Annotated in this window: 23 protein-coding genes; 11 read left to right on the forward strand and 12 right to left on the reverse strand. The window is 45.7% G+C overall.

Annotated features, from left to right (window positions below; all coding sequences use genetic code 11):
* The first annotated feature begins 38 nt into the window (after positions 1–38).
* The 5 genes from priA to V1358_RS15680 all read left to right on the forward strand — a co-directional run bounded on the left by priA (position 39) and on the right by V1358_RS15680 (position 5,164).
* Positions 39–2,210: a primosomal protein N' gene (gene priA, locus V1358_RS15660; RefSeq protein WP_347394192.1), complete on the forward strand. Its 2,172-nt coding sequence runs from the start codon at positions 39–41 to the stop codon at positions 2,208–2,210.
* Between the two features lie 17 nt (positions 2,211–2,227).
* A complete protein-coding gene (locus tag V1358_RS15665) occupies positions 2,228–2,758 on the forward strand; it encodes an SPOR domain-containing protein (RefSeq protein ID WP_347390174.1) in 531 nt (176 codons plus the stop codon).
* A 129-nt stretch (positions 2,759–2,887) separates the two neighbouring features.
* Positions 2,888–3,406, forward strand: a complete 519-nt coding sequence (gene hslV / locus V1358_RS15670; RefSeq protein WP_347390173.1) for an ATP-dependent protease subunit HslV — start codon at positions 2,888–2,890, stop codon at positions 3,404–3,406.
* 13 nt (positions 3,407–3,419) lie between these two features.
* A complete protein-coding gene (hslU, locus tag V1358_RS15675; protein ID WP_347394147.1) occupies positions 3,420–4,748 on the forward strand; it encodes an ATP-dependent protease ATPase subunit HslU in 1,329 nt (442 codons plus the stop codon).
* A 41-nt stretch (positions 4,749–4,789) separates the two neighbouring features.
* Positions 4,790–5,164 carry a gamma-butyrobetaine hydroxylase family protein gene (locus V1358_RS15680; RefSeq protein ID WP_347394148.1) on the forward strand — a complete coding sequence of 125 codons (375 nt, stop codon included), beginning with the start codon at positions 4,790–4,792 and terminating at the stop codon, positions 5,162–5,164.
* 74 nt (positions 5,165–5,238) lie between these two features.
* On the opposite strand, the gene V1358_RS15685 is transcribed toward V1358_RS15680, so the two are convergent.
* The 3 genes from V1358_RS15685 to V1358_RS15695 form a co-directional block, all read right to left on the reverse strand.
* Complete coding sequence (locus tag V1358_RS15685; protein WP_347394149.1) at positions 5,239–7,119, reverse strand: methyl-accepting chemotaxis protein; 1,881 nt, start codon at positions 7,117–7,119, stop codon at positions 5,239–5,241.
* A gap of 134 nt (positions 7,120–7,253) precedes the next feature.
* The gene (locus V1358_RS15690) at positions 7,254–8,282 is read right to left on the reverse strand and encodes an MJ1255/VC2487 family glycosyltransferase (protein ID WP_347390169.1); all 1,029 of its coding nucleotides are present in this window, start codon (positions 8,280–8,282) and stop codon (positions 7,254–7,256) included.
* On the reverse strand, positions 8,279–8,803 hold the full coding sequence (locus tag V1358_RS15695) for a phosphatase PAP2 family protein (protein WP_347394150.1): 525 nt from the start codon (positions 8,801–8,803) through the stop codon (positions 8,279–8,281). Before V1358_RS15695 ends, V1358_RS15690 begins: the two co-directional genes overlap by 4 nt.
* Positions 8,804–9,004: 201 nt before the next feature.
* On the opposite strand from V1358_RS15695, the gene rraA reads away from it, so the two are divergent.
* Positions 9,005–9,526: a ribonuclease E activity regulator RraA gene (rraA, locus tag V1358_RS15700; protein WP_347390167.1), complete on the forward strand. Its 522-nt coding sequence runs from the start codon at positions 9,005–9,007 to the stop codon at positions 9,524–9,526.
* Between the two features lie 9 nt (positions 9,527–9,535).
* A complete protein-coding gene (locus tag V1358_RS15705; protein WP_347394151.1) occupies positions 9,536–10,582 on the forward strand; it encodes a formimidoylglutamase in 1,047 nt (348 codons plus the stop codon).
* Positions 10,583–10,647: 65 nt separating this feature from the next.
* Here the strand turns inward: V1358_RS15705 and V1358_RS15710 are convergent, their stop codons facing one another.
* Positions 10,648–12,387 carry an EAL domain-containing protein gene (locus V1358_RS15710; RefSeq protein ID WP_347390165.1) on the reverse strand — a complete coding sequence of 580 codons (1,740 nt, stop codon included), beginning with the start codon at positions 12,385–12,387 and terminating at the stop codon, positions 10,648–10,650.
* 83 nt (positions 12,388–12,470) lie between these two features.
* Complete coding sequence (hutI, locus tag V1358_RS15715) at positions 12,471–13,712, reverse strand: imidazolonepropionase (protein WP_347394152.1); 1,242 nt, start codon at positions 13,710–13,712, stop codon at positions 12,471–12,473.
* Between the two features lie 104 nt (positions 13,713–13,816).
* Between hutI and hutC the strand changes: the two genes are divergently transcribed.
* A complete protein-coding gene (gene hutC, locus V1358_RS15720; protein ID WP_347390163.1) occupies positions 13,817–14,530 on the forward strand; it encodes a histidine utilization transcriptional repressor HutC in 714 nt (237 codons plus the stop codon).
* Between the two features lie 33 nt (positions 14,531–14,563).
* Here hutC and V1358_RS15725 read toward each other — a convergent pair whose 3' ends face one another.
* Positions 14,564–15,325 carry a Rossmann-fold NAD(P)-binding domain-containing protein gene (locus tag V1358_RS15725; RefSeq protein ID WP_347394153.1) on the reverse strand — a complete coding sequence of 254 codons (762 nt, stop codon included), beginning with the start codon at positions 15,323–15,325 and terminating at the stop codon, positions 14,564–14,566.
* A gap of 68 nt (positions 15,326–15,393) precedes the next feature.
* On the opposite strand from V1358_RS15725, the gene V1358_RS15730 reads away from it, so the two are divergent.
* Together V1358_RS15730 and hemN are read left to right on the forward strand one after the other, a co-directional pair.
* Complete coding sequence (locus V1358_RS15730) at positions 15,394–15,816, forward strand: BLUF domain-containing protein (protein ID WP_347390161.1); 423 nt, start codon at positions 15,394–15,396, stop codon at positions 15,814–15,816.
* A gap of 87 nt (positions 15,817–15,903) precedes the next feature.
* Positions 15,904–17,274, forward strand: a complete 1,371-nt coding sequence (gene hemN, locus V1358_RS15735; RefSeq protein ID WP_347394154.1) for an oxygen-independent coproporphyrinogen III oxidase — start codon at positions 15,904–15,906, stop codon at positions 17,272–17,274.
* A 58-nt stretch (positions 17,275–17,332) separates the two neighbouring features.
* Here hemN and V1358_RS15740 read toward each other — a convergent pair whose 3' ends face one another.
* From V1358_RS15740 to V1358_RS15755, 4 genes are all read right to left on the reverse strand, one after another.
* Positions 17,333–17,833: a DUF2489 domain-containing protein gene (locus tag V1358_RS15740; protein WP_347390159.1), complete on the reverse strand. Its 501-nt coding sequence runs from the start codon at positions 17,831–17,833 to the stop codon at positions 17,333–17,335.
* Positions 17,830–18,402: a Der GTPase-activating protein YihI gene (yihI, locus tag V1358_RS15745; RefSeq protein ID WP_347390158.1), complete on the reverse strand. Its 573-nt coding sequence runs from the start codon at positions 18,400–18,402 to the stop codon at positions 17,830–17,832. Before yihI ends, V1358_RS15740 begins: the two co-directional genes overlap by 4 nt.
* Before the next feature lie 9 nt (positions 18,403–18,411).
* Positions 18,412–19,059: a class I SAM-dependent methyltransferase gene (locus V1358_RS15750; RefSeq protein ID WP_347394155.1), complete on the reverse strand. Its 648-nt coding sequence runs from the start codon at positions 19,057–19,059 to the stop codon at positions 18,412–18,414.
* 561 nt (positions 19,060–19,620) lie between these two features.
* Entirely contained in the window at positions 19,621–20,253 is a 633-nt protein-coding gene (locus tag V1358_RS15755; RefSeq protein WP_347390156.1) for a c-type cytochrome, read from the reverse strand.
* A 255-nt stretch (positions 20,254–20,508) separates the two neighbouring features.
* On the opposite strand from V1358_RS15755, the gene yihA reads away from it, so the two are divergent.
* Positions 20,509–21,156, forward strand: coding sequence for a ribosome biogenesis GTP-binding protein YihA/YsxC (gene yihA, locus V1358_RS15760; protein ID WP_347390155.1), 648 nt, complete (start codon positions 20,509–20,511; stop codon positions 21,154–21,156).
* Here yihA and V1358_RS15765 read toward each other — a convergent pair.
* Positions 21,114–21,671, reverse strand: a complete 558-nt coding sequence (locus V1358_RS15765; protein WP_347394156.1) for a DUF1285 domain-containing protein — start codon at positions 21,669–21,671, stop codon at positions 21,114–21,116. The two genes, yihA and V1358_RS15765, sit on opposite strands and share 43 nt — an antisense overlap.
* Positions 21,661–22,245, reverse strand: a complete 585-nt coding sequence (locus V1358_RS15770; RefSeq protein ID WP_347394157.1) for a YceI family protein — start codon at positions 22,243–22,245, stop codon at positions 21,661–21,663. The genes V1358_RS15765 and V1358_RS15770 overlap by 11 nt, the downstream gene beginning before the upstream one ends.
* Positions 22,246–22,265 lie beyond the last annotated feature (20 nt).

Here is a 22,265-nt window from a genome sequence, read left to right on the forward strand (position 1 = left end):
AGTCAGATTTAGCTTTTTTATCAAGCACCTGCACCTACGTGGAGGTGGCAATAAAAGTACCTCTTCACCGCAGTTTTGACTATTGTTTACCTGCATCTGTAAACGCAGAGGATATCGCGGTGGGTATGCGGGTTCGCGTTCCGTTTGGCAACCGCCAGCTTAGTGCACTGGTTGTAAAAATTAAAAACCAAAGTGAATTCGCCAGCAACAAAATAAAACCGATTATAGAGGTGATCGACCGCGCACCTATTTTGGATGCATCGCACATTGAATTACTCAAATTTACCGCACGTTATTACCACTATCCATTAGGTGAGACAATTTTCACCGCCTTACCCAAAGCGCTGCGGGTGGGTGAAGACATAGATAAAACCAGCATCAATTACCTGCAGTTGACTGAAAAAGGTAAAAAACTGCCCACATTACGTGCTAAGAAACAACAATCACTGCTGTCTCAGTTGGCTAAATCGGGCAAATCGCCGGTTACTGAAGTAAAAGCACTCGGGTTTACCAAGGCCACTATTGACGCCATTATCGACAAGGAGTTGGCAGAGATCACCATTGAGTTTTCGAGCCAATGGCGCAACGCTCCACTGACGGTTTCAAGCAAACCCAAGCTCAATAGCGAACAAGCTATCGCTTGCAGCAGCATCAATCAAAGTAACGGTTATGCTAGTTTCTTATTGGAAGGAGTTACTGGCAGTGGCAAAACTGAAGTCTATTTGCAGTGCCTTGAAGAAGTGATTCGAAAAGGCCAGCAGGCATTGGTATTAGTGCCAGAAATAGGCCTAACCCCGCAAACTGTTAACCGTTTTCGTCGCCGCTTTCCAGATACACCAATTATGCTTTGGCATTCGGCATTGACCGACAATGAACGTTTGCAGACTTGGCGCTTTTGCCAAAAAGGCAGTTGTGCCATCGTCATCGGTACGCGCTCAGCTATCTTTATGCCGTTTTTGAAATTAGGCATGATCATTGTTGATGAAGAACATGATAGCTCGTTCAAACAACAGGATAGCTTGCGTTATCACGCCCGCGATCTGGGCGCCTATCGCGCACAACAGCACTCAATCCCACTCGTTATGGGCACGGCCACACCCGCTTTAGAAACACTGCACCGTGCACTTGAGGGAAGATATCACTTGCTGTCGTTGACGCAACGGGCACAAACTTCCACCGACAATCACTATCAGCTGATTGATATCAAGGGCCAACACCTTGAATCAGGACTCAGTCACGCCAGCCTTGCTTACATAAAACGTGAGTTAGGCAGACAAAAGCAGGTCATGGTATTTCTCAATCGTCGCGGCTTTTCGCCGTCGCTGATTTGCCATGAGTGTGGCTGGTTAAGCAACTGCCCTCGTTGCAGCACCAGCGCCACTTATCACAAATCAATGCGCCGCTTAGTGTGCCACCACTGTGGCGAGCAGAGCGCGCCGCCAATGCAGTGCCCTGATTGTGGCAGCACGCAAATAAACCCTGTGGGTTGCGGTACAGAGCAGCTAGAAGAAGCCTTGAGTGAACAATTCCCAGAAGTTGCTATCAGCCGCATAGATCGTGATTCCACACGAAAAAAAGGCAGTTTAGAGGAAGAGCTTGAACGCATAAACCAAGGCGGGGCACGCATACTCATCGGCACACAAATGCTCGCCAAAGGCCATCACTTTGCCGATGTTAGCTTAGTGATCATTTTGGATGTAGACGCCGGTCTGCACTCGTGTGATTTTCGCGCCACCGAGCATTTGGCGCAATTGATCACTCAAGTTGCTGGTCGCGCTGGACGAAGCGGTGAGCCTGGCACGGTGTTATTACAAACGCACTTCCCTGAGCACCCTTTACTGCAAGATTTAGTGAACAACGGCTATCAACACTTTGCCCGATATGCCCTGAGTGAACGCCAAGATACAGACTTACCACCGTATACACATCTTGCCCTGTTACGTGCAGAAGCCCATGATTTATCGCTAGTTTTACGTTTTTTATCGGATTTAGTTCCCGCAACGCCCGTGCCTAAGATACAATTACTCGGGCCTATACCTGCTCCTATGGAGCGTGTGGCTGGCAAGTTTAGATATCAATTGCATATTCAGGGTGAAGACAGAGGCGCGCTACACGCATATATTGGCCAGATGGTAACTTATCTGAGTAATAATAAGTTAGCGCAAAAAGTACGCTGGAACCTGGACGTAGATCCAATCGACATGATGTAGAGAGATAACACACTCGTATGGCGCAACACGACTACATAAATCGTAAAAGACCCCAACGCGGCACAAAGAAAAAAGCGCCGCCGAAAAAGCCCTTTCCAGTTTTTTTGGTCAGTGCAGCAGTGATTTTGTGTGCTGGATTTGGCTATGGTCTGTGGTACATAAAGAATAACGCAGACCCCGAAGTCGTTGAGCAGGTCAAAAAGCAGCCTGAGCAACAAAAGACGGTGATTCAAAAACCAACTACGCCTGAGTTCATCAACGAAATCAAAGAAGCCGAGATTGAAGTTGAAGTGAAAGAAATTGAGCAGCAAGGTCCGTGGGTTATGCAGTGTGGTTCTTTTAGAACATACGGACAAGCCGAAACACTCAAAGCTAAAATTGCATTCGCGGGGCTTGTTTCTGAAATTCGTCGCACCGAAGGTAGTAATGGTGTGTGGTACAAAGTGCGCCTTGGCCCCTACCCGACAAAACGCGGCGCAGAGAGTGATAAAAACAAACTAAAACGCCAAGCCAAAATCATGGGTTGTGGCATCTGGCTATGGACTTAAGCACTTCTCTTTAAAACCCAAGTATAAAACACGGGGATTTCACTTTTCACCTTGAAATCCCCTTATCTCGCCCATATTACCCCGCTATCAGACTTAGAAAACGCCACCCATCGGGTGCAAAGGATTCTCATGACTACGATAGTTTCAGTTCGCCGTGAAGGTAAAGTCGTTATCGGCGGTGACGGCCAAGTATCGCTTGGTAACACGGTAATGAAGGGTAACGCCCGCAAAGTACGCCGTCTTTATAATGGCAAGGTGATAGCTGGGTTTGCAGGCGGTACGGCGGACGCATTCACGCTGTTTGAGCGCTTTGAAAGCAAGCTGGAAATGCACCAAGGCAATCTTACCAAAGCAGCTGTAGAAATGGCTAAAGACTGGCGCAGTGATAGAGCACTGCGACGATTAGAGGCACTCTTAGCCGTAGCAGATGAAACCGCCTCATTGATCATCACGGGCAACGGTGACGTAGTACAACCAGAGCACGACCTTATCGCAATCGGTAGCGGCGGCAATTTTGCCCAATCAGCAGCCATTGCTCTGTTAGAGAATACCGAGCTATCAGCACGAGAAATCGTTGAAAAGAGCCTTAAGATAGCGGGTGATATTTGCGTATTCACTAACAATTTCCAAACCATCGAAGAATTGTAATTAAGGAGCCACCATGTCAGCAATGACTCCTAGAGAAATCGTCCACGAGCTTGACCAACACATTATTGGGCAAGGCAAGGCTAAAAAAGCGGTGGCAATTGCCCTTAGAAACCGCTGGCGCCGAATGCAGCTTGATGAAAGCTTGCGCCAAGAAGTAACACCGAAAAATATTTTAATGATCGGCCCAACCGGTGTAGGTAAAACAGAAATCGCTCGTCGTCTTGCTAAACTAGCGAACGCGCCCTTCCTGAAGGTTGAAGCGACCAAGTTCACCGAGGTTGGTTATGTTGGTAAAGAAGTCGAAACCATCATTCGCGATTTAGTCGAAATAGCATTCAAAATGGTGCGTGAGCAACAGGCTAAAAAATACCATTTCCGCGCTGAAGAAGCTGCAGAAGAGCGCATTCTCGATGCGTTACTACCACCTGCGAAAGACGCTTGGGGCGAAGCTCAACCAAGTGAGAATTCCTCTACACGCCAAACTTTCCGTAAAAAATTACGCGAAGGTCAACTGGACGATAAAGAGATCGAGATCGACATTGCCGAGCAAGGTCCAAATGTTGAGATCATGTCTCCGCCAGGCATGGAAGAAATGACCAGCCAACTTCAGAGCATGTTCCAGAATATGTCTGGTGGCAAAACTAAAAAGCGTAAGCTGAAAATCAAAGAAGCATTCAAGCTGTTAGTTGAAGAAGAAGCGGCCAAACTGGTGAATCCAGAAGACGTAAAAGAACTCGCAATTGAAGCGGTTGAGCAAAACGGTATCGTGTTCTTAGACGAAATAGACAAGATATGTAAGCGCGGTGAAAGCAGCGGCCCAGATGTTAGCCGTGAGGGCGTACAACGCGATTTATTACCCCTTATTGAAGGCTCAACGGTCAGTACCAAACACGGTATGGTAAAAACAGATCACATTCTGTTCATTGCCTCAGGTGCATTCCAAATGGCAAAACCATCGGACCTGATTCCTGAGTTGCAAGGCCGTTTACCAATTCGCGTTGAATTAGATGCTCTTAGCGCTGACGACTTTAAGCGCATTTTAACTGAGCCTCATGCTTCATTGACGGAACAGCAAATTGCGTTACTGAAAACCGAGGAAGTAAATGTAGAATTTACTGACGATGCGATTGAGCAACTTGCACAAGCCGCGTGGCAGGTTAACGAAAAAACCGAGAACATCGGTGCTCGTCGCCTTCACACAGTCATGGAGCGTTTGATGGAAGAGATTTCGTTCGACGCCAGCGACAAAGCAGGTACACGCCTAGTCGTAGATGGAGAATATGTGAATAAACACCTTGGCATGCTTGTCCAAGATGAAGACTTAAGTCGCTTTATTCTTTAATCTCAGGGCCTTCGGGCCCTTTTTTGACTTTCGGAAGACGCATGCTAGTTAGTACCTTACACTATCATCGCCAATCAAAGCTGTTAGACATCCATTTTGACTCTGGCAGCATATCTACGCTCAGCGCCGAGTTTTTGCGTGTGCACTCGCCGTCTGCAGAAGTACAAGGGCACCATACGGGTCAACCAACCTTAGTAACCAATAAAAGGGATGTGGCTATTAGCCAAATTGAAGCTGTGGGACACTATGCGGTGCGCATATTATTCGATGATGGCCATCAAAGCGGATTGTACAGTTTTCGTTATCTTGCGCATTTGTGTCATGATGAGCAAAGTTTGTGGCAGACCTATTTAGAGCGCCTAGAACAAGCCAATGCACGGCGTGAATCGGGGATTGCTATTCGCGTCACCCCTTAACAAAAAAACGCCACAAAGGGCGTTTTTTCATGTAGGACTCGAGTGACTAAGTCTTATCTTGGTTAAACTGGGGTTTACACGCGATACTTTGCTACTGCCTCACGCAATACGCGGGCTTGCTCTGCCACTTCTTCACTGGTGTGTGCATTACTGCTTGCGTGTTGACTTGCTTGCTCGGCTATATCACGAATACGCACCACATTTTGGTTAACTTCAGAGGCCACTTGAGACTGCTGCTCAATCGCCACCGCAATTTGCGTGCTCATTTCCATAATAGTTTCAATTTCCTGCGTAATTGAGCTCAATAAATCACCAGCACGCGATGCTTGGTCAGCACTTTCACCACCTTGCTCACGACAGCGCTGCATAATGGTTACGACTTCTTGGGTACGTTGTTGTAAAGCAGAAATGATGTTTTCAATTTCTTGCGTAGAATCTTGGGTTCGTTGTGCCAATGAGCGCACTTCATCAGCGACTACCGCAAATCCGCGACCTTGTTCACCTGCGCGGGCTGCTTCAATAGCGGCATTCAGTGCCAACAGATTCGTTTGTTCAGCAATACCACGAATTACATCGAGGACCGAACCTATCGTGTCCGCATCCTTCTCCAACTGGCCAACGACGTCAGAAGCACCACCCAACGAATCTGACAACTGCGCAATACGCAGCACAGTAGAATCCACTTCCTGTCGTCCTTGCGCGGCGTTTTCATTCGTTGCTTGTGCCCGACTCGCAGCTTGCTCGGTATTACCTGAAATATCATGAATCGTTGCCTGCATTTCAGTAGCTGCTGTGGCAACCATATCCGCTTCTTGTAACTGTTCTTGCACACCAGCACTTGTCGCGGCGGTTGTCTGTGCTAGCTCTTCAGTAGCGCTATTCAGTGTTTCCAACGCATTGTTTACGTTATAGATAAGTGCTCTGAAGTCCGATGTAAGAGAGTTAATATCGTTGGTTAACTGCGCAATTTCATCCTTACCATGTGTTTCAATTTGCACACTTAAATCATTATTTTCACGAATGCGAGCAATTGCTGATACTGCACGGTCAATAGGCTGAATAATTGCGCGGCTCGTCATTATTAATAATGCCGTTACTAATACAGCAGCAGCGATCAGGATAACCATAGCAACAAGCTTAGTGGTTTCCATCTGCTGTTCGATTTTAGCTTTAGAAGTCGTTAAAACCTGTTGCGCAAACATATCACTCGTTTCAACTGACTGCACAAGCTCTCCCAAAGCTCCTGAGCTTAAATTTACTCCTAATTTTTGCTGCGCTCTCACTAATGCAGTAAATTTTTCACGGTATTGGCTTAACAAGTTCAGCAGTTGTGTTCGGTAGCCGTTATCGAATCCAGACTGTTGGATTTTGGTGGATAAACTCGTGTAGTACTCCTCAAATTTATCCAAATACTTCACATCCAGTCTGAGCATAAAATCTTTCTCAGCTCGACGCAGTTGCAGCATCTCCGACAATAACTCGAAGTTTTGCTGTTCTTTAAGCAAGGTTTCCACCTCATGGACTGCTGTTCTTAACTCACCATACAGCGCATCTTTAGGGTGTAGACCAATCACACGCTGCAACTGAACAACCTTTTCGAAGTCAGCGTTATATGCTCTAGCATGTTTTAAAAAGTCATCAATAAGCTGGATATCAGCACCTAGCTGTATAAACTGGGCTCGTAAATCCCCTACGCGCGACTCCAGTTCTTTGAACTCTTGGTCAAATTTGACTAGATCTTCTTCACTTTTGTAAAACAGGAAGTTCTTTTCGTATTTGCGCAATGAGAGCTCATGGACATTTAGCTCTTCTGCATTTTCGAGGGTGGAATTGAGGAGAGTCATCACTCGCGCTTCGTAAATTACGACAGCAAAAAGTACAAGCAACGCCAAAGCGACTACAGCACCATTTACCGCCAGCCTACGTTTAATCGTGAGCTTCTTCATAAAATTCATGGCGTTTTACCTTATTACAGCGGCGGTTGCGTTCCTAAAATTTTAGCTATCAACATCGACTCCTGGCAATAAATATTGTCGATAACTGTTTAATTTAAGTCAAAAACCGCACTAAATAATTAGCTTTTTTAATGTTAAAGCACTCCTTGCCACAGTTGTTTATTGAGACTCTGCCTTTCTTGCCACTGCCCTGCGAGCAGCCATGAAATTAACACAGTTGGATCATGAGGATAGTTAATCCGTTCCTTTTTTTCCATATTTAACCAATCATCTAATGCACCTTGATCCAAATAATGCATCACCTGTGCGCGCTGCATCTTTTGCAAAGTCAAAGCATTGGAGTGTTGCTCAAATTGGCCATTCAAAGGTTTGAGGAGTAACTTTTTTCCTAGAGTTAATGCTTCACTCGAAAGCTCGAATCCCGCATTCGCTACAACCCCACTGGCACTCGCTAAATCTTTGAGGAAGCCAACACGCGAAGGCTTTCTCAGATGAATATGTGCCATGGATTTATCCTGCGCGTGCGGGTGATAACAGTAAAACTCTTTCGCAGGGAAGTCCTTTAAATAATCAATAACTTCGCCCAAGTCTTCAAACGGCAAATACACCAGTATTTTGTTATCGACATACTCACTATCAACTGGACTACTATGTTCAATGAAAGGCGGAATAATTGATTCATCAAAGGGCTGCCAATGCACACCGAGGTAAACGTCGGCAGGTGCAAAGTAACGAATCATGGTTTTGGTAAGCATATTATCGCCGGTGACAGGCACATTATCTGACAAAAAAGCGGCTTGGTGGCTCATGCCCACAACCGGCACTTTTTGCCTTTTTGCGGCCCAGGCACTGATGGGTTCAAAATCATTAAAGACGAAATCATAGGAGCGTAAATCGAGTTCACGAATATCTTTGATAAGCTCACACACTCCGGCATTTTTGAGCGTTTTGAAGCCCTGCACTCGCCCCTTTTCAGTGACAAATGTCAACCCTTGCCGAGTTTGGTATTGCCCAAAATCCTGCATATCAAAATAGTGTTTAGGATCCCTACCTGAGAAAAAATAATCGACTTCGACGCCAGCTTGCCTAAAAGCTTTGGCCATAACACGCGCACGCGTTGTATGGCCATTTCCTGTACCTTGTACACCGTATAAAATCTTCATAAAGTACCAGTAATGAGTAATGCAAAAAGGGCGCAGCTGTATCCGAGTATCGAACCAAGCAGCACATCCAGTGGGTAATGCACCCCAAGAAAAACACGAGAGCATGCAACTAACGAAGCCCAAAAATATAAATAAGGCACCGCACTTGGGTAGAAATGGCCGACCACCACAGCGAACACCCAAGCGCCGGCGCTGTGGCCTGAAGGAAGGCTAAATTTGTCGCTGGGTTTGATATGGGCGTCAGGGGTGAGGACATCACAAGGGCGCAAGCGCTGAAATAAATTCTTGGTGCAATAGTAGATAGGCCGCTCGACCACATAAGCGACAACAAGTACCATCAGCAGTCGCAGCTGCTCAGGTGTGCTGTATAAGAGTAAATACAGGGCAAATAGCGCGTACAATATGCCGTCACCGGTGCGTGACATCATCCTAATGGTGTGATGCTGCCAACGCTTATATCGCGCTCTGAAAAGAACCTTAAACAACACCCTGTCAAATCGGTCCAGATGAGCAAGTATCATGCCCTTTCACCTGTAGTGTGCATATTAATTTGACTATAGTCAGGGAAAATAACAGTTCCATGACGTTTTTTAGACAAATATATTTCCGCACACTGCCAGCCATTATTATTTGTTTCTAAAGCCCTTTATCTGCGTTTACCTTGCTTGCTAAGCCCCATAACCTAGGTATACTGGTTACAACAAAGTCCCTAGGAGAGTCCGATGGAATATAGTACCTCTGAACTGTGTGATCATTTTGCTGATGTTGTTGATGTGCTCGAACCAATGTTTATTAATTTTGGCGGGCGCAGCGGTTTTTGTGGTCGAATTAGAACCATTAAGTGTTTCGAAAGTAGCCAGTTAATCCGCGAAGTACTGCAACAAGATGGCACCAACTCGGTTCTTTTAGTGGACGGTGGCGGCTCAACCCGACGCGCCCTTATCGATATTGAACTGGCTGAACTTGCTGTTGAGAATAACTGGGAAGGCATCGTCGTGTATGGTGCAGTTCGCCATGTGGACGAGCTCGAAGAGCTTGAGCTCGGTATTCAAGCAATTGCTTCTATCCCTGTTGCCGCTGATGATATGGCACCTGGTGAAGAGGGCACGCCTGTTAATTTCGCAGGGGTGTCATTTTATGAAGATGATTACCTCTATGCCGATAGCACTGGGATCATTATTTCTGCAGAAGAGCTTGAGCTCGAATACGTAGAAGATGAAGAGATCGAGATTTTGGAAGATTAAGTTTTTGTCATGAACTACGCAGTAACTATTTATGATGAAAGCCACCTTGCAAATCTTGTTGCCGTGCGCGACGCGGAGCAACGTGTATTTCAGTCACTTGCTCTGCTTGATACTCAAGTGGAATTCACACAAGCTTTGAAAGATGCTCGAGATTTCGGCATCCGCTATGTTATTTTCGGCATCCCCGAAGACATTGGCCCTCGCGCCAACTTAGGCAAAGGTGGAGCTGATGAGGGCTTCAGAGCATTCCTTTCAAAGTTTTTGAACTACCCAGTAAACGACTTTACGCCTGTTCACAACGTACTTCTACTAGGCGAAGTAGATTGCTCCGATTTGCAGGCCCAAAGCTGCGATTTGGATAATAGCAATCCCGCAGATCTCGAACAGTTACGTAGATTATGCGCGCAAGTTGATGCACGTGTTGAGCCTGTCATGGCAGCGGTGCTAGCAGCTGGTTTAGTGCCAATCGTGATAGGTGGCGGGCACAATAACTGCTATCCACTACTCAAAGCGAGTGCTACGCATTACGGTAGCGCTATCAATGCAATTAACCTCGATCCCCATGGTGACTTTAGAGCACTTGAGGGACGCCACAGCGGCAATGGATTCCATTACGCGGCGAGCGAAGGTTATTTAAAAAATTACCATGTCATTGGCCTTGATCAGCAAAAGAATAACAGCACCATACTTGCGACCATGGCTCATTACGGCAATAGCTATACCAGCTATCATGACCTTAAAGTTATCGCTCGAGACAACATAGCTCAGAGCGTAAATAATGCAAAGAGCGCCTTTACCCACAAAGCGCCGCTGGCTGTCGAGTTGGATATTGATGCCATCACTTTGGCACCAGCTAGTGCCTTTAATTACCGAGGATTTGCGCTTTGCGAAGCCGAGCAATACGTCTACAACGCAAGTAAAGACTCAGATGTGGCCTATTTGCACCTTTGCGAAGCCGCACCAAGCCAAGATCCCAACGGTTTCAGCGCCGGCGCAAACGCAGCGGGACAGCTACTCAGTGCCCTCGTTATTGCCTTCTTACGGGCAAAAAACTAACCTTGGTGGCACACATTAAAAAAGGGCTTTGATAAGCCCTTTTTTAATGTTTAATCGCTGTGAAGTTAGTAGGGAGTTTCTTGGTTCTTCAACTTATGATGCCACTGTCGCGTCCATCCTAAGAGCCCATCCGAGCGCAATGGGTGCGTAAAGATATAACCTTGTGCACCATGAATACTGAACTCCTTGATATAACTCAATTGCGCAGGGCTTTCGATACCTTGGCAAATCACCTTGGCTTTGAGATGGCGATGCATATCAATGAGACCGTTTAACAACGACTTATTACCGCTGGTGTAATCCACTTCCGCCGTAAGTGAAGGGTCAACTTTGACGTAGTCCAGGGTGATCTTCGGTAATTTCGCAAGGAACAATGGAGTTTCCCCCAAACCATCCAAGCACAAGTGAACACCGACTTGGTGCAGACGGCGTAACAGTGCTAAAGAGTCATCATCCAGTGACATCAATACAGGCAACGGACACTCAATGATCAAATCACCAGGCAGTAACCTGTGCTCAATCAACATGCGCTGGGCAAAATCAACAAATTCATCATGAATGATTTCTTCGCCAAACAAATTGACACTTACCGGCATGGCCAAACCATCCATTTTTAATGCCATGGCCATTTCTGCAGCCCGTTCGAGCACATAAAATGCGAGTTTGTATCCACGTCCTACTTCACGGAGGTCATCTATAAATTCGCGAGCATCTAAAATACCACGCTCAGGGTGATGCCAACGCAATAGCAGCTCAACATAGAGCAATTTATTTTCGGGCAAGCCAACAACAGGTTGGAAGTACAACTCGAAATCTTGCTCAAAATCAACAGTAGTCAATTCTTTGAGCTGTGCTCTATGCGCTATGGCCTTTTGTTCAAGGCTAACGTCATATGAACTGATGCGTTGCTCAGGATTAAACTCCAGCGTTTTGAAGGTTTGCCCGACAAGCTCATCCAACGGTTGCTCTGAAGCCCGTCCGCTAGTTAATGCGATGCGTGGTGTTAGCTCTACCACCCCTTGGCGAGAATTAAATGGTTTTTGAATAGCGTCGGCAATCTGCTGTGCAAGTTGCTCATGGCCATGCACTTCTTCGTCCAAATCAACGAGTAGGCCATAACAAAGAGGTGCCACTTGAAAAACCTGTGGCTGTAATTTGCTGTTACGTTGCAAATTAATAACGTGTGATTGTGACTGTTCGCCTAATTGATTAATTCGCGCCAAGCTTTGCGTGAGAATAAGTTCAGCAAATTCTTGCCCTAGCAACCGGTTTAACTGTTCATAGCCCTCAATTTGCACCAACAACATAGCCACATCAGTGCTGCGTTCAGCGCGCCACATATTGTACTGACTCACAGCATGAGACCAAGGGATCACCGGAAAGCTATGTTCTTGAAACTCATTACGCGTTTGCGAGCTACCCTGAATTTCTTCGTCTAGCTCACTGTCTAAATCCATAAACGCCATGAGTTGTAACACTAGAGGGATAAGAGTGAGCCAGGCCGATTGCAGCGACAAACCATAAGCGAGGGCCACAAAGGCTAGCTGCGCAGCAACAAGCCCTGCTCTGACGTAGAAGGTCTTGTGAGCCTTGAAACGGTAAACCAACCACCAACGGGCGGCAAAAGTAGCAATAAGCAGCGCACTGGCAACAAGCCAATTGCCACTCATAAACGCCAAGCCTGACACAGAATAAAACATCGCACTGATGCCGTCTTTGCGTTCGCTGATCAGGACAACGCTGATGACAAGTGCCATCATGAATAAACCGCAAATAAATGCACCAAGCTGAAGACTGGTTATCATAGTTATTATCGTAGTTAAATTGTGCCTGTGGCCATTAGTATAGCCACAAATATTACAGCCACATTGTTGTTAGCCGACCATCATCAGAAAGCCTTACTTAATACTCCCTGAATCCAAAGTTTTTTCAATGGCCCCGTACCGAATTCATAACTAAGCTGAGAAGGATGCTCAATGTCCCACAGCGCTATATCAGCTCTCATTCCTTGAGCCAATTGGCCTCTATCTTCAAGCCCCAAAGCCGTTGCCGCATGACGTGTCACAGCAAGTAAACTTTGCCCTGGAGTCAGTTTGAATAATGTACACGCCATATTCATCATTAACAAGAGCGAACACAGCGGTGAAGTACCTGGATTAAAGTCAGTTGCAATAGCGATAGGCACCTGATATTGATGCAATAATTCTATTGGTGGGTACTTAGTTTCGCGCAAATAGTAGAATGCGCCTGGCAGCAATACCGCCACCATTCCCGCGTCCTTCATCGCCTTCACACCGGCTTCATCTAGGTATTCAAGATGGTCAGCCGACAACGCTTGGTAGCGCGCTGCCAGTTCAGTACCGTGCATATTAGACAGTTGCTCAGCATGCAACTTCACGTTAAAACCCAGTTCTTTAGCTCGTTTAAAAACGCGCTCTGTTTGTGCTTGGTTAAAGCCAACATTTTCGCAGAAAACATCTACGGCGTTAGCAAGTTTACGAGCAGCAACTTCAGGCAGCATCTGCTCGCACACTAAATCGATGTAACCATCCGCATCATCTTTATATTCAGGTGGTAAAGCATGCGCGCCTAAAAACGTACTTTGGATACTGATCGGGTGATGTTCGTCTAAAATAGCCGCCACTTCCAAGAGTTTTAACTCACTTTCAAGGTCTAAGCCGTACCCCGATTTAGTTTCAACTGTGGTCACCCCTTCGCGCAACAACGCATCAAGTCTTTGCTTTGCTTTACTAAATAAAGTCTCTCTATCCGCTGCACGAGTCGCCCTTACCGTAGTGGCTATACCGCCGCCTGACTGAGCAATACTTTGATAACTTTCCCCTTGTAATCGACGTTCAAACTCTTGCGAACGATTACCGCCAAATACGATATGGGTGTGGCAATCAATCAGGCCAGGGGTTAGCCACGCACCTTGCGCTGAATAAACAGGAATAGACAGCAAATCCAATTCTGGCATCTGCGCCATGGGACCAATCCACGCAATTTTGTCACCACTGAGTAGGACAGCACCTTGCTCAATAATCCCATACTCATCATTTGGCCCAGTTGGTACCATAGTCGCGATATTCGCATCGATTATAACTTGGTCGATGTCCATGATTGTATCCATGAAAACTCCTAAACTTACCCAGCTTGTATATACAAGAATAATGTGCCAATGTTTACACAAACCGCACAGCAGTGCAAAGAATAAGTATAGAGTCGGGAGTGAGTGTGGGCACAGCAAAATACAGTGAAATAAAAACACATATTTTGACGCAAATACGCAGTGGGCAATGGCCAGAAAACCACCGTGTACCTTCTGAAAATCAATTAGCGCAAGAGTTTGCTGTTAGCAGAATGACTGCACGCAGAGCACTGAGTGAACTCACTGATGCGGGAATACTTACACGTACTCAAGGCTTAGGAAGTTTTGTCGCCAGCTTTAAGTCGCAATCTTCACTGTTGGAAATCCGCAATATTGCCGATGAGGTAAAGGAGCGAAAGAGTAATTACAGCTGCGCAGCGGTGGTATTAGAGTCAATCGAAGCGCTTGCGCCTATTGCCATTGCATTGGGCGTGGAACCCGGTACTCAGGTTTACCACACCGTGCTGGTGCATTTTGAAAATGATGCACCACTTCAGGTTGAAGAGCGCTTTGTAAACCCAAAGCTAGTGCCTGAATACTTACAGCAAGACTTCACAGAGATTACTCCCCATGAGTACCTAACCCAAGTCGCTCCGCTTACCGAAGCACGCCATACTGTGGAAGCAATCACACCGAACGCGCAAATGTGTGCATGGCTCAATCTCTACAACGAAGAGCCATGCTTACAGGTTATTCGCAGAACCTGGTCTGAGCGCGGCATTGTCAGTTTTGCGCGCCTAGTGTCACCGGGCAGCAAGTATCGCCTAGGTGGCCATTTAACCTTCGGAAAACGCGGTTAACATCAAGATGCAATGGACCAACTAAGATCTGGTTTAAATATCGTGTTTATAGGTAAAACCAAGTTTTTCAATGGCGGTGCCATCAATGTAACGCCTGGTTGCCTCAACGGCACTGAATGAAGGCTCAGTGGTGCCCAACTTTTGGCAATGCGCACGATAATAAGCACCCTTGTTGGGGTGAGATGGGTGCACTAGGTTATAAATGTTATCGCTGTTACCGAAGCGTTCGAAAATAACTAACAGCGCGTTGATCACGTCCCCACGATGAACCATGTTGACGGTATCTTCAGCATGCGAAGATAACTCTTTGCCACTAACAAAGCGTCCTGGCTCTCTATCGGGCCCTACTAGGCCACCTAAACGCACTACCTTTGCACCCGCCTCCAGTGCCAGTTGTTCCGCTTTGTGAAGGCGCTGCTGGCGCTCACTGCTCAGACTTAACTCACTTGTTTCATCAAAATGACCGCTTTCATTATCATACACTCCGGTGCTAGAGCATAAAACAGATCCTTGCGCATCCAAGTGCTTTGCCAGTATTAGTGCCTGTTCAAGCGTTTGCAAATAGTTACTAGGGCCTCGACGCTCACCGGGGCTCATTGCACAGACCCAATATGCGCCAGTGAGCGACACGGTATGTGTTAACTCACCGACTTCATTAAGATTAAAAATGCGGTCGTAGTCTTGCTGGCTATGATGTCTATGAGTCGCTTGAACCTCCCAGCCCTCTTGAATTGCTTGTTGAGCTAACGCATCACCTAACCATCCTGCACCAATAATCACCATTTTTTTATTCATTATTTAACCCTAAAAACTGACATTCGAACTACACTTTCTAGCATATGCTTGAGATAGGAACCTATTGTATGTATCTGATTCGCTTAATTTATGCATCTCGCGTCCATGAGTCTCTCAATACTGAAGACGTCGCTCAGATATTAGATAGCTCACGAGCCAATAATAGCAGAAGTCATATTACTGGTTTGCTGTGCTTTAATCACAAATATTTCTTACAGTGCTTAGAAGGCTCTCGCGCTAAGGTCAATGAGCTCTATCAACGAATTCTCCACGATGAGCGCCATGGGGATGTATTACTGTTGAGTTACGACGAGGTGGCACAACGCCACTTTAGTAAATGGAGTATGGGCTATGTGCCAGCGACCAAAATCACCGAAGAGATAACACTGAAGTTTACTGGCAATGGCAAATTCAATCCTTACGAAATGTCTGGTTCCAGCGCCGAGGCGCTTCTGGTTGAGCTCGCCAGTCGAACCCCTACATTAGAATAAACTCAACTACATTTTGCTTTAGATCAACTCAAAGAAAGGTCATTTTTTCTAAACTAGCGCGCATACCGAATAAAGTGAGTATGCGTCGTGATCAATCAAGTACAATGGCAAAGTGAGCTAATCAACAAATACAATGTGTCTGGTCCCAGATACACCTCTTACCCTACCGCGTTACAATTAGAGTCAGGCGCAAACACACAAACTCTCGTCGAGGCTTTAAAGCATTGCGACACTAGCGCTCTATCCTTGTATATCCATATCCCGTTTTGCCATCAGCTATGCTATTACTGCGGCTGCAACAAGGTGGTGACTCGTCATCAGCACAAAGCCGATCTTTATCTCGATTACTTAGAAAAAGAAATGGCGATACTAAGCGCCTATTGCCAGTCGTTTGACGTGCAACAACTGCACCTAGGCGGTGGCACACCTACGTTCCTTAACACTGAACAAATGTCGCGATTGATGGCGCTGCTTGAACAACACTTTACGCTCAATAACGATGCTGAACGAAGTATCGAAGTGGATCCTCGCGACCTTGCACTTGAGCGCATCGATGAGCTCTACACCTTAGGTTTCAACCGCATCTCATTCGGCGTACAAGACTTTAATGACGATGTGCAAAATGCGGTCAATCGCCCACAATGTGCAGATGAAGTCGAAGCACTGGTGCGTCGCGCCAAAGAGGTAGGGTTTAAGTCGGTCAATGTGGATATGATCTACGGTTTGCCACTGCAAACGCCAGAATCCTTTGCGCTGTCTATTGAGCGCCTTATTGATATAGGCCCAGATCGCGTGTCGGTATTCAACTACGCACATCTACCCAGCCGTTTTGCTGCACAGCGTAAAATTAAAGATGCGGACTTACCCAGTGCTGATGCCAAGCTCACAATGTTTAAACAAACCCTAGAGCGCATGATTAAAGCAGACTATCAATTCATTGGCATGGATCACTTCGCAAAAAAGGATGATGAATTGGCTATTGCCCAACGTGAAGGACACCTGCACCGTAACTTCCAAGGCTACACCTTAGGTGGCGACCTACCACTATTGGGACTCGGAGTGTCGGCTATTTCGCAAATTAATCGTCACATTATCCAAAATGAAAAAGAGCTCAAACATTACTACCAAGCACTGGAGCACAATCAGCTAAGCGCTTGCAAAGAAATCACGCTTAGTGAAGAGGATGAACTTCGAGCAGCGGTGATCAAACAACTCATTTGCCACTTTGAGCTCGACATGAATGCGTTTTCCGCTCGCTATGATTTTGACTTTAAGCAACACTTTGCTGGGGAGTTAAAGCAACTTCAAGGTTTCGTAGACGATGGGATGCTAGAAGTGAGTGATAACCATATTCGAGTGACATCAAAGGGTGTGCTCTTCATACGCATTATCTGCATGTGTTTTGACGAATACATGCAAAGCCAGATTAACCAGCAACGTTTTTCGCGAGTGATATAAACACCAATGATGTAACACAAAAAAGCCACCGAGAAGGTGGCTTTCTATTTTGCATTAATTACATAAACACGTGTTTGGTACTGGGATCAGCAGCAAATTCTTGTACCAGCTTGGCGCTATCTTTAAGAATTTGCTCCTCGAGCTCCTGCTCTTTACGCCAGCGAGCACTGTCTTGTTTAAAAATCTCTTTTTTCGAGTATTTCTTGCGCGCTTCATGAGTCGGTAAATCTTTGACCGCTTCATACATAGCGAAGACGCCCGGATATTCTGACTCTAACGTCACTTCTTGCTCGAACTGATACTGACTCATAAGTACCCACACGCGCAAACACCCTTCAGAGTATTCGCACTGACCTTCTTTCATCGCTTTGGCTATCAGGTTAATGCTGTCACTTAGTTTGGCATTACGTGCAGCGCGCTTTTGCGCATATTGCTCACGCTTTTTTTCCACTAAGCGGTTTTGCTCACGAACTTGCCACAACAAACGACCCGCGTAAAATGCTAAACCAGCAATTATTAACGTCCCGATAATTATCGCGATGAGCCAAACTGCACTCATTTTTCGTCCTCGTCATCCAGCCACTCGTCAGCCAACGAGTCATTCATAAACGTATCTAACATGTCTTCATCGTCTTCGAAGTCGTCATCATCCAAACCTAAAATTTCACACAGCTGCTGGTGACGATCAACTTTAGCGTTGAAGTATTTCGCATCTTTACCTTGCAGAATTTCGCCATTGTCATGGCGCTCAATCAAAGCAAGGAAGCGCTCATCTGACTCTAACTGCTCAAGCTCTTGCTCAGGCGTAAGTTCCGGCTCTTTATACGTAGATAGCACAGCCTGAGGTTTCAGGTCTTTACGCACCGTTGGCTTATTGACCGGCTTGGCCACTGCAGGCGTCAAATCGATCGGCTTTTTACTACCAGTACGCTTATCTGCATTACCGCGAGAGGCGTTTTCGGTTGTCTCAACTTTTAAAAGCTGAGAATTACGGTTGCCCGCTTGAGCACCCTTTTTCTTTTTCTTCGTGCGCTGTTCTTTGATAGCACGAAGTTCTCTCAATTTATCTTTGCTTAAGCGCGCCGTGCCATTATTAATGACTTTGCGTGACTTTCTCTTTCTGGTCATGTTGTATCTCTACTGTGCGGGCTTTGTTAAAAAGATGACATCAGCCGCAATAAATTCAAGGTCTAACCCAAAACGCTCAGCAATATAGGCAAAGGTTTCTTTGCTGTAAAAAGCAATATGAGTTGGGTCATTTTTGTAGTGCCAAGTGGCGAAGCGTTGTACATCGATCACCATTTTAGTCATTAACGCTAACGTTCCACCTGGGCGCAATAAATCCAGCCACAATCGCAATACTGTTTGCGGTTGCGCTAAGTGCTCTATGACTTCGGTACTACATACAAAGTCATAGTCATGTTTTAGTACCTGCTCATCAGGATAATAGTACAAGTCGTACAGAGCCACATCATGGCCAAACTCGCGCAACATAGTTGCGAGCATAGGCGCGGGCCCACAGCCAAAGTCCAATCCGAGACTCTGTGCTGACAAACGAGCATTCAGGGGTTCACATACCCTGGAAAGAAAACGGCGATAGCCTTGATCAGCTAGATCATTCTCATGCTGGTCATAAATCGCTTTTTCCTCATCCCTATTCAAGTGTTGCTCTGCGGCAACAAAGACCAAGGCACATGAACTACATTGCCAATAATCTCGATTTTTGTCTTGATGATAATGACTGATTTTTGTGCAGTCGCACAAAGGGCAGGATTTTTCTTTCATGGCGCGCATTGTAACAGGACAAATAAAAAGGCGGTAGAGTAAACTCTACCGCCTGGTAACTCGAGCGCCAATTGATTGGACACTTCTCCCTTCGACTTTTTAAGTCTGTATTTATTATTTTTATTGTCACTTTCCGTATTGTTTTTATTATCTTCCGTGCGGTGTTTTATTTTTATCGGTCTTCCTAACTCTTTGTTCTTCTTCCTTGGCTTGCATCACTTGATGCTCCCCTAGCGCACAAAGCCGCCGCTATTCCTTTGTATCAATCCCTGTTGTTCTTGTTTTTCGCGACAGCATTAATTTACTCACTCACAATTTAGTTACAACTGATTTATAACTTTTTTATTACTCTTTTCAAATTGAACTTAAAGAAAAGCAATTAGATTCATTAAGTTAGCATTAATATGAATGAAATTTTGAATAATAACTCACACCTATATATGGTCAATGTCTCACAAAGAGATAGGGAGATTGCCCTATCTGATTTTTAGGCATAAAAAAAGCAGCTAATGCTGCTTTCTTAGATATTTTTTTAAAACTAATCCATTTTCATGGTTTAGATTAGTGAAGACCGCCTAGGTACTTTGACAATACTTCGATGTCTTTGTCTGTCAGTTTCTTCGCGATGTCACGCATCATGCCGTTGTGGTCATTTGCACGTGTACCGTCGCGGAATTTTTCAAGCTGACTTTTAACATATTCTGGGTGTTGGAAAGACACTTTAGGGAAACCCGCAAGTGACGTACCGTTACCACGAGGACCGTGACACGCTGCACAAGCTGGAATACCGCGCTCAGCATCACCTGCTTTGTAAAGCATTTGACCAACTTCAACCACTTCTTCAGGTGTAGAACCTTCAGACATGTTCAGTGATGAGAAATAAGCAGCCAAGTCTTTCATGTCTTGGTCGCTTAATGGCATAGCCATACCGCTCATTACTGGATCCATACGACCTTCTTTGCCGCCAGACGTCATGCCAAGTTTGAATTCTTTCAATTGCTTGTAAATGTACTCAGCATGCTGACCCGCAATTTTAGGGTACATATTAACTGGGGCGTTACCATCTGCGCCGTGACAAGCAGCACATGTAGCCGATTTGTCTTTACCAGCGTTAATGTCGCCATCGAATGCTGCTGCGTTGTTTGCACTCAACACACCAACTAGCAAAGTTAAAGATAGTGCTAATTTCTTCATGGTAAATTCTCTGTTCCAGACCCTGTATTTCAATACAATCGTTTCGATGCAATGCCACTATTCTACACGATAAAAATTTCTCTGGCACGTTTTCTACCCACATTAAACTTATAAAAAGCGGGGTTTTATATAAAAAAAGTAACGCGAAACAGATTTAAATCAATTTATTGTTGGATTGTAGAACCTTTAGGTTCAACCAATTCTGATATAAAATGGCCAATAGATAAGTTAAGAGCCCCTCACTCAGGAGTCAATGTGGCCAAATCACGTGTCAACTACACAAAAGCGGAATTCATTACCAGCGCACCGGATATAACTAAACTTCCGGAAGACACTGGGATTGAAATCGCATTCGCTGGGCGCTCTAACGCCGGAAAATCAAGCTCGTTAAATACCTTAACGGAGCAAAAGCTAGCGCGTACCAGTAAAACTCCAGGTCGTACGCAGCTAATCAATGCTTTTGCGCTGGACGAAGGACAACGCCTAATTGACTTACCGGGTTATGGTTTTGCCAAAGTTCCTATCGAAATGAAAAAGAAATGGCAGAAATCTTTAGGTGAATATTTGCAAAAACGCCAAAGCTTAAAAGGCTTGGTGGTGTTGATGGACATTCGCCATCCGTTGAAAGACCTCGACCGCCAATTAATCGAGTGGGCAACAGGCAGTGAAATTCCTGTCTTGGCGCTGTTAACAAAGGCCGACAAATACAAACAGGGCAAACGTAAATCGGAAGTACTGCGTATTCGCCGTGAGCTTGCTGAAATTTCTGAAGAAATTAAAGTGCACGCGTTTTCATCGCTCAAAGGCACAGGTTTGAACGAACTACAGAAACAGCTTGATGAATGGTTCTTAGGCCCGCATCAAGCTCCGGAGCCGAGCGAAAAAGAAGTCGCACCGGAATAAATTACAAACCCTTCGTGCGTGGTCTCGATAAGTTCTTGGGCCCACGCATAAAAGACAGCTCTGGCTATCTTCGCCTCTACCCCATGGGGCAACAGTAAATAAGGCAACTGCTGCGCATTGACGTCTTCGCGCACGATAAGCGGATGCGCTTCCCCAACAATAAACTCCCTACCGACATTATCTTTACACACAAGCACATCGTGGGCAGCGTGATGTGACTCACTTTGTAAGCGCCAATCCACGATCAGTAATGGCGCATCCTCGACCTCGATAGCCATCTTTTCCACTGGAGTCTTCAAGTAATATTGGCCGTCTTCTTGGCACAACACCTTGGCGAACAACTTCACTAACTTGTCGCGCTTTATTGGGCTACCAGCATGGTGCCACACACCATCGCTGGTAATGCGAATATCGATGGCGCCACAATGCTGTGGCGCCCACGTATCTAAAGGCGCACTAGGCTCTTCAATTTGTTTGATAAGCGCGCCTAACAGATCTTTGCTTTTATTTGTCATTGAGTGTCAGAACAAAAGACACAGGCACAGCACGGGTGATTGACTGCAAACCTGCAATTTTTTGCAGCTCGTCAATACCTGCCATCAGTGCAAAATCACTTGGATTCACCAATACCGGCGACAGCGAGCTCACTACAATTTTATTCTTTTTATCTAAGGTCGCGATCAAATTAATGTTTTGCGTCTTTTTCTGACCATGCAAAGCAAGTTGCGCAGGAACCTCAGCTTGCGCCCAACCTTTAGCCTTCACTTCATCTAATAGTGCCTTTACATCAGCAGTGACTGACATAGTTGGGAACTCAACGGTGTTGAATAAGAACTTCTGCATACGCTCGTTGCGAATAGGAATTTGCGTTTCTACACTGGCCAAATCGATTTCCAATGAAAATTGGCCATCATCACTGAGCTCTCCCGCGATGTTTTTAAAGTGGTGATTCTCAGCTACCGAATTGTTTTTTACCGACACGAAGTTCACTCGGCTATGGTCATTTTCTACCTGCCAAGCTGCAAGCACGTGAGTCGAAGACAGCAGCACTGCGGGTACGAGTAAAGATTTAAGAGAAAGATGAAACATGACGCATTCCTTATGATTTG

It is taken from the genome of Pseudoalteromonas pernae, from assembly GCF_039831865.1.
In the GTDB taxonomy this organism is placed as follows: Bacteria; Pseudomonadota; Gammaproteobacteria; order Enterobacterales; family Alteromonadaceae; genus Pseudoalteromonas; species Pseudoalteromonas pernae.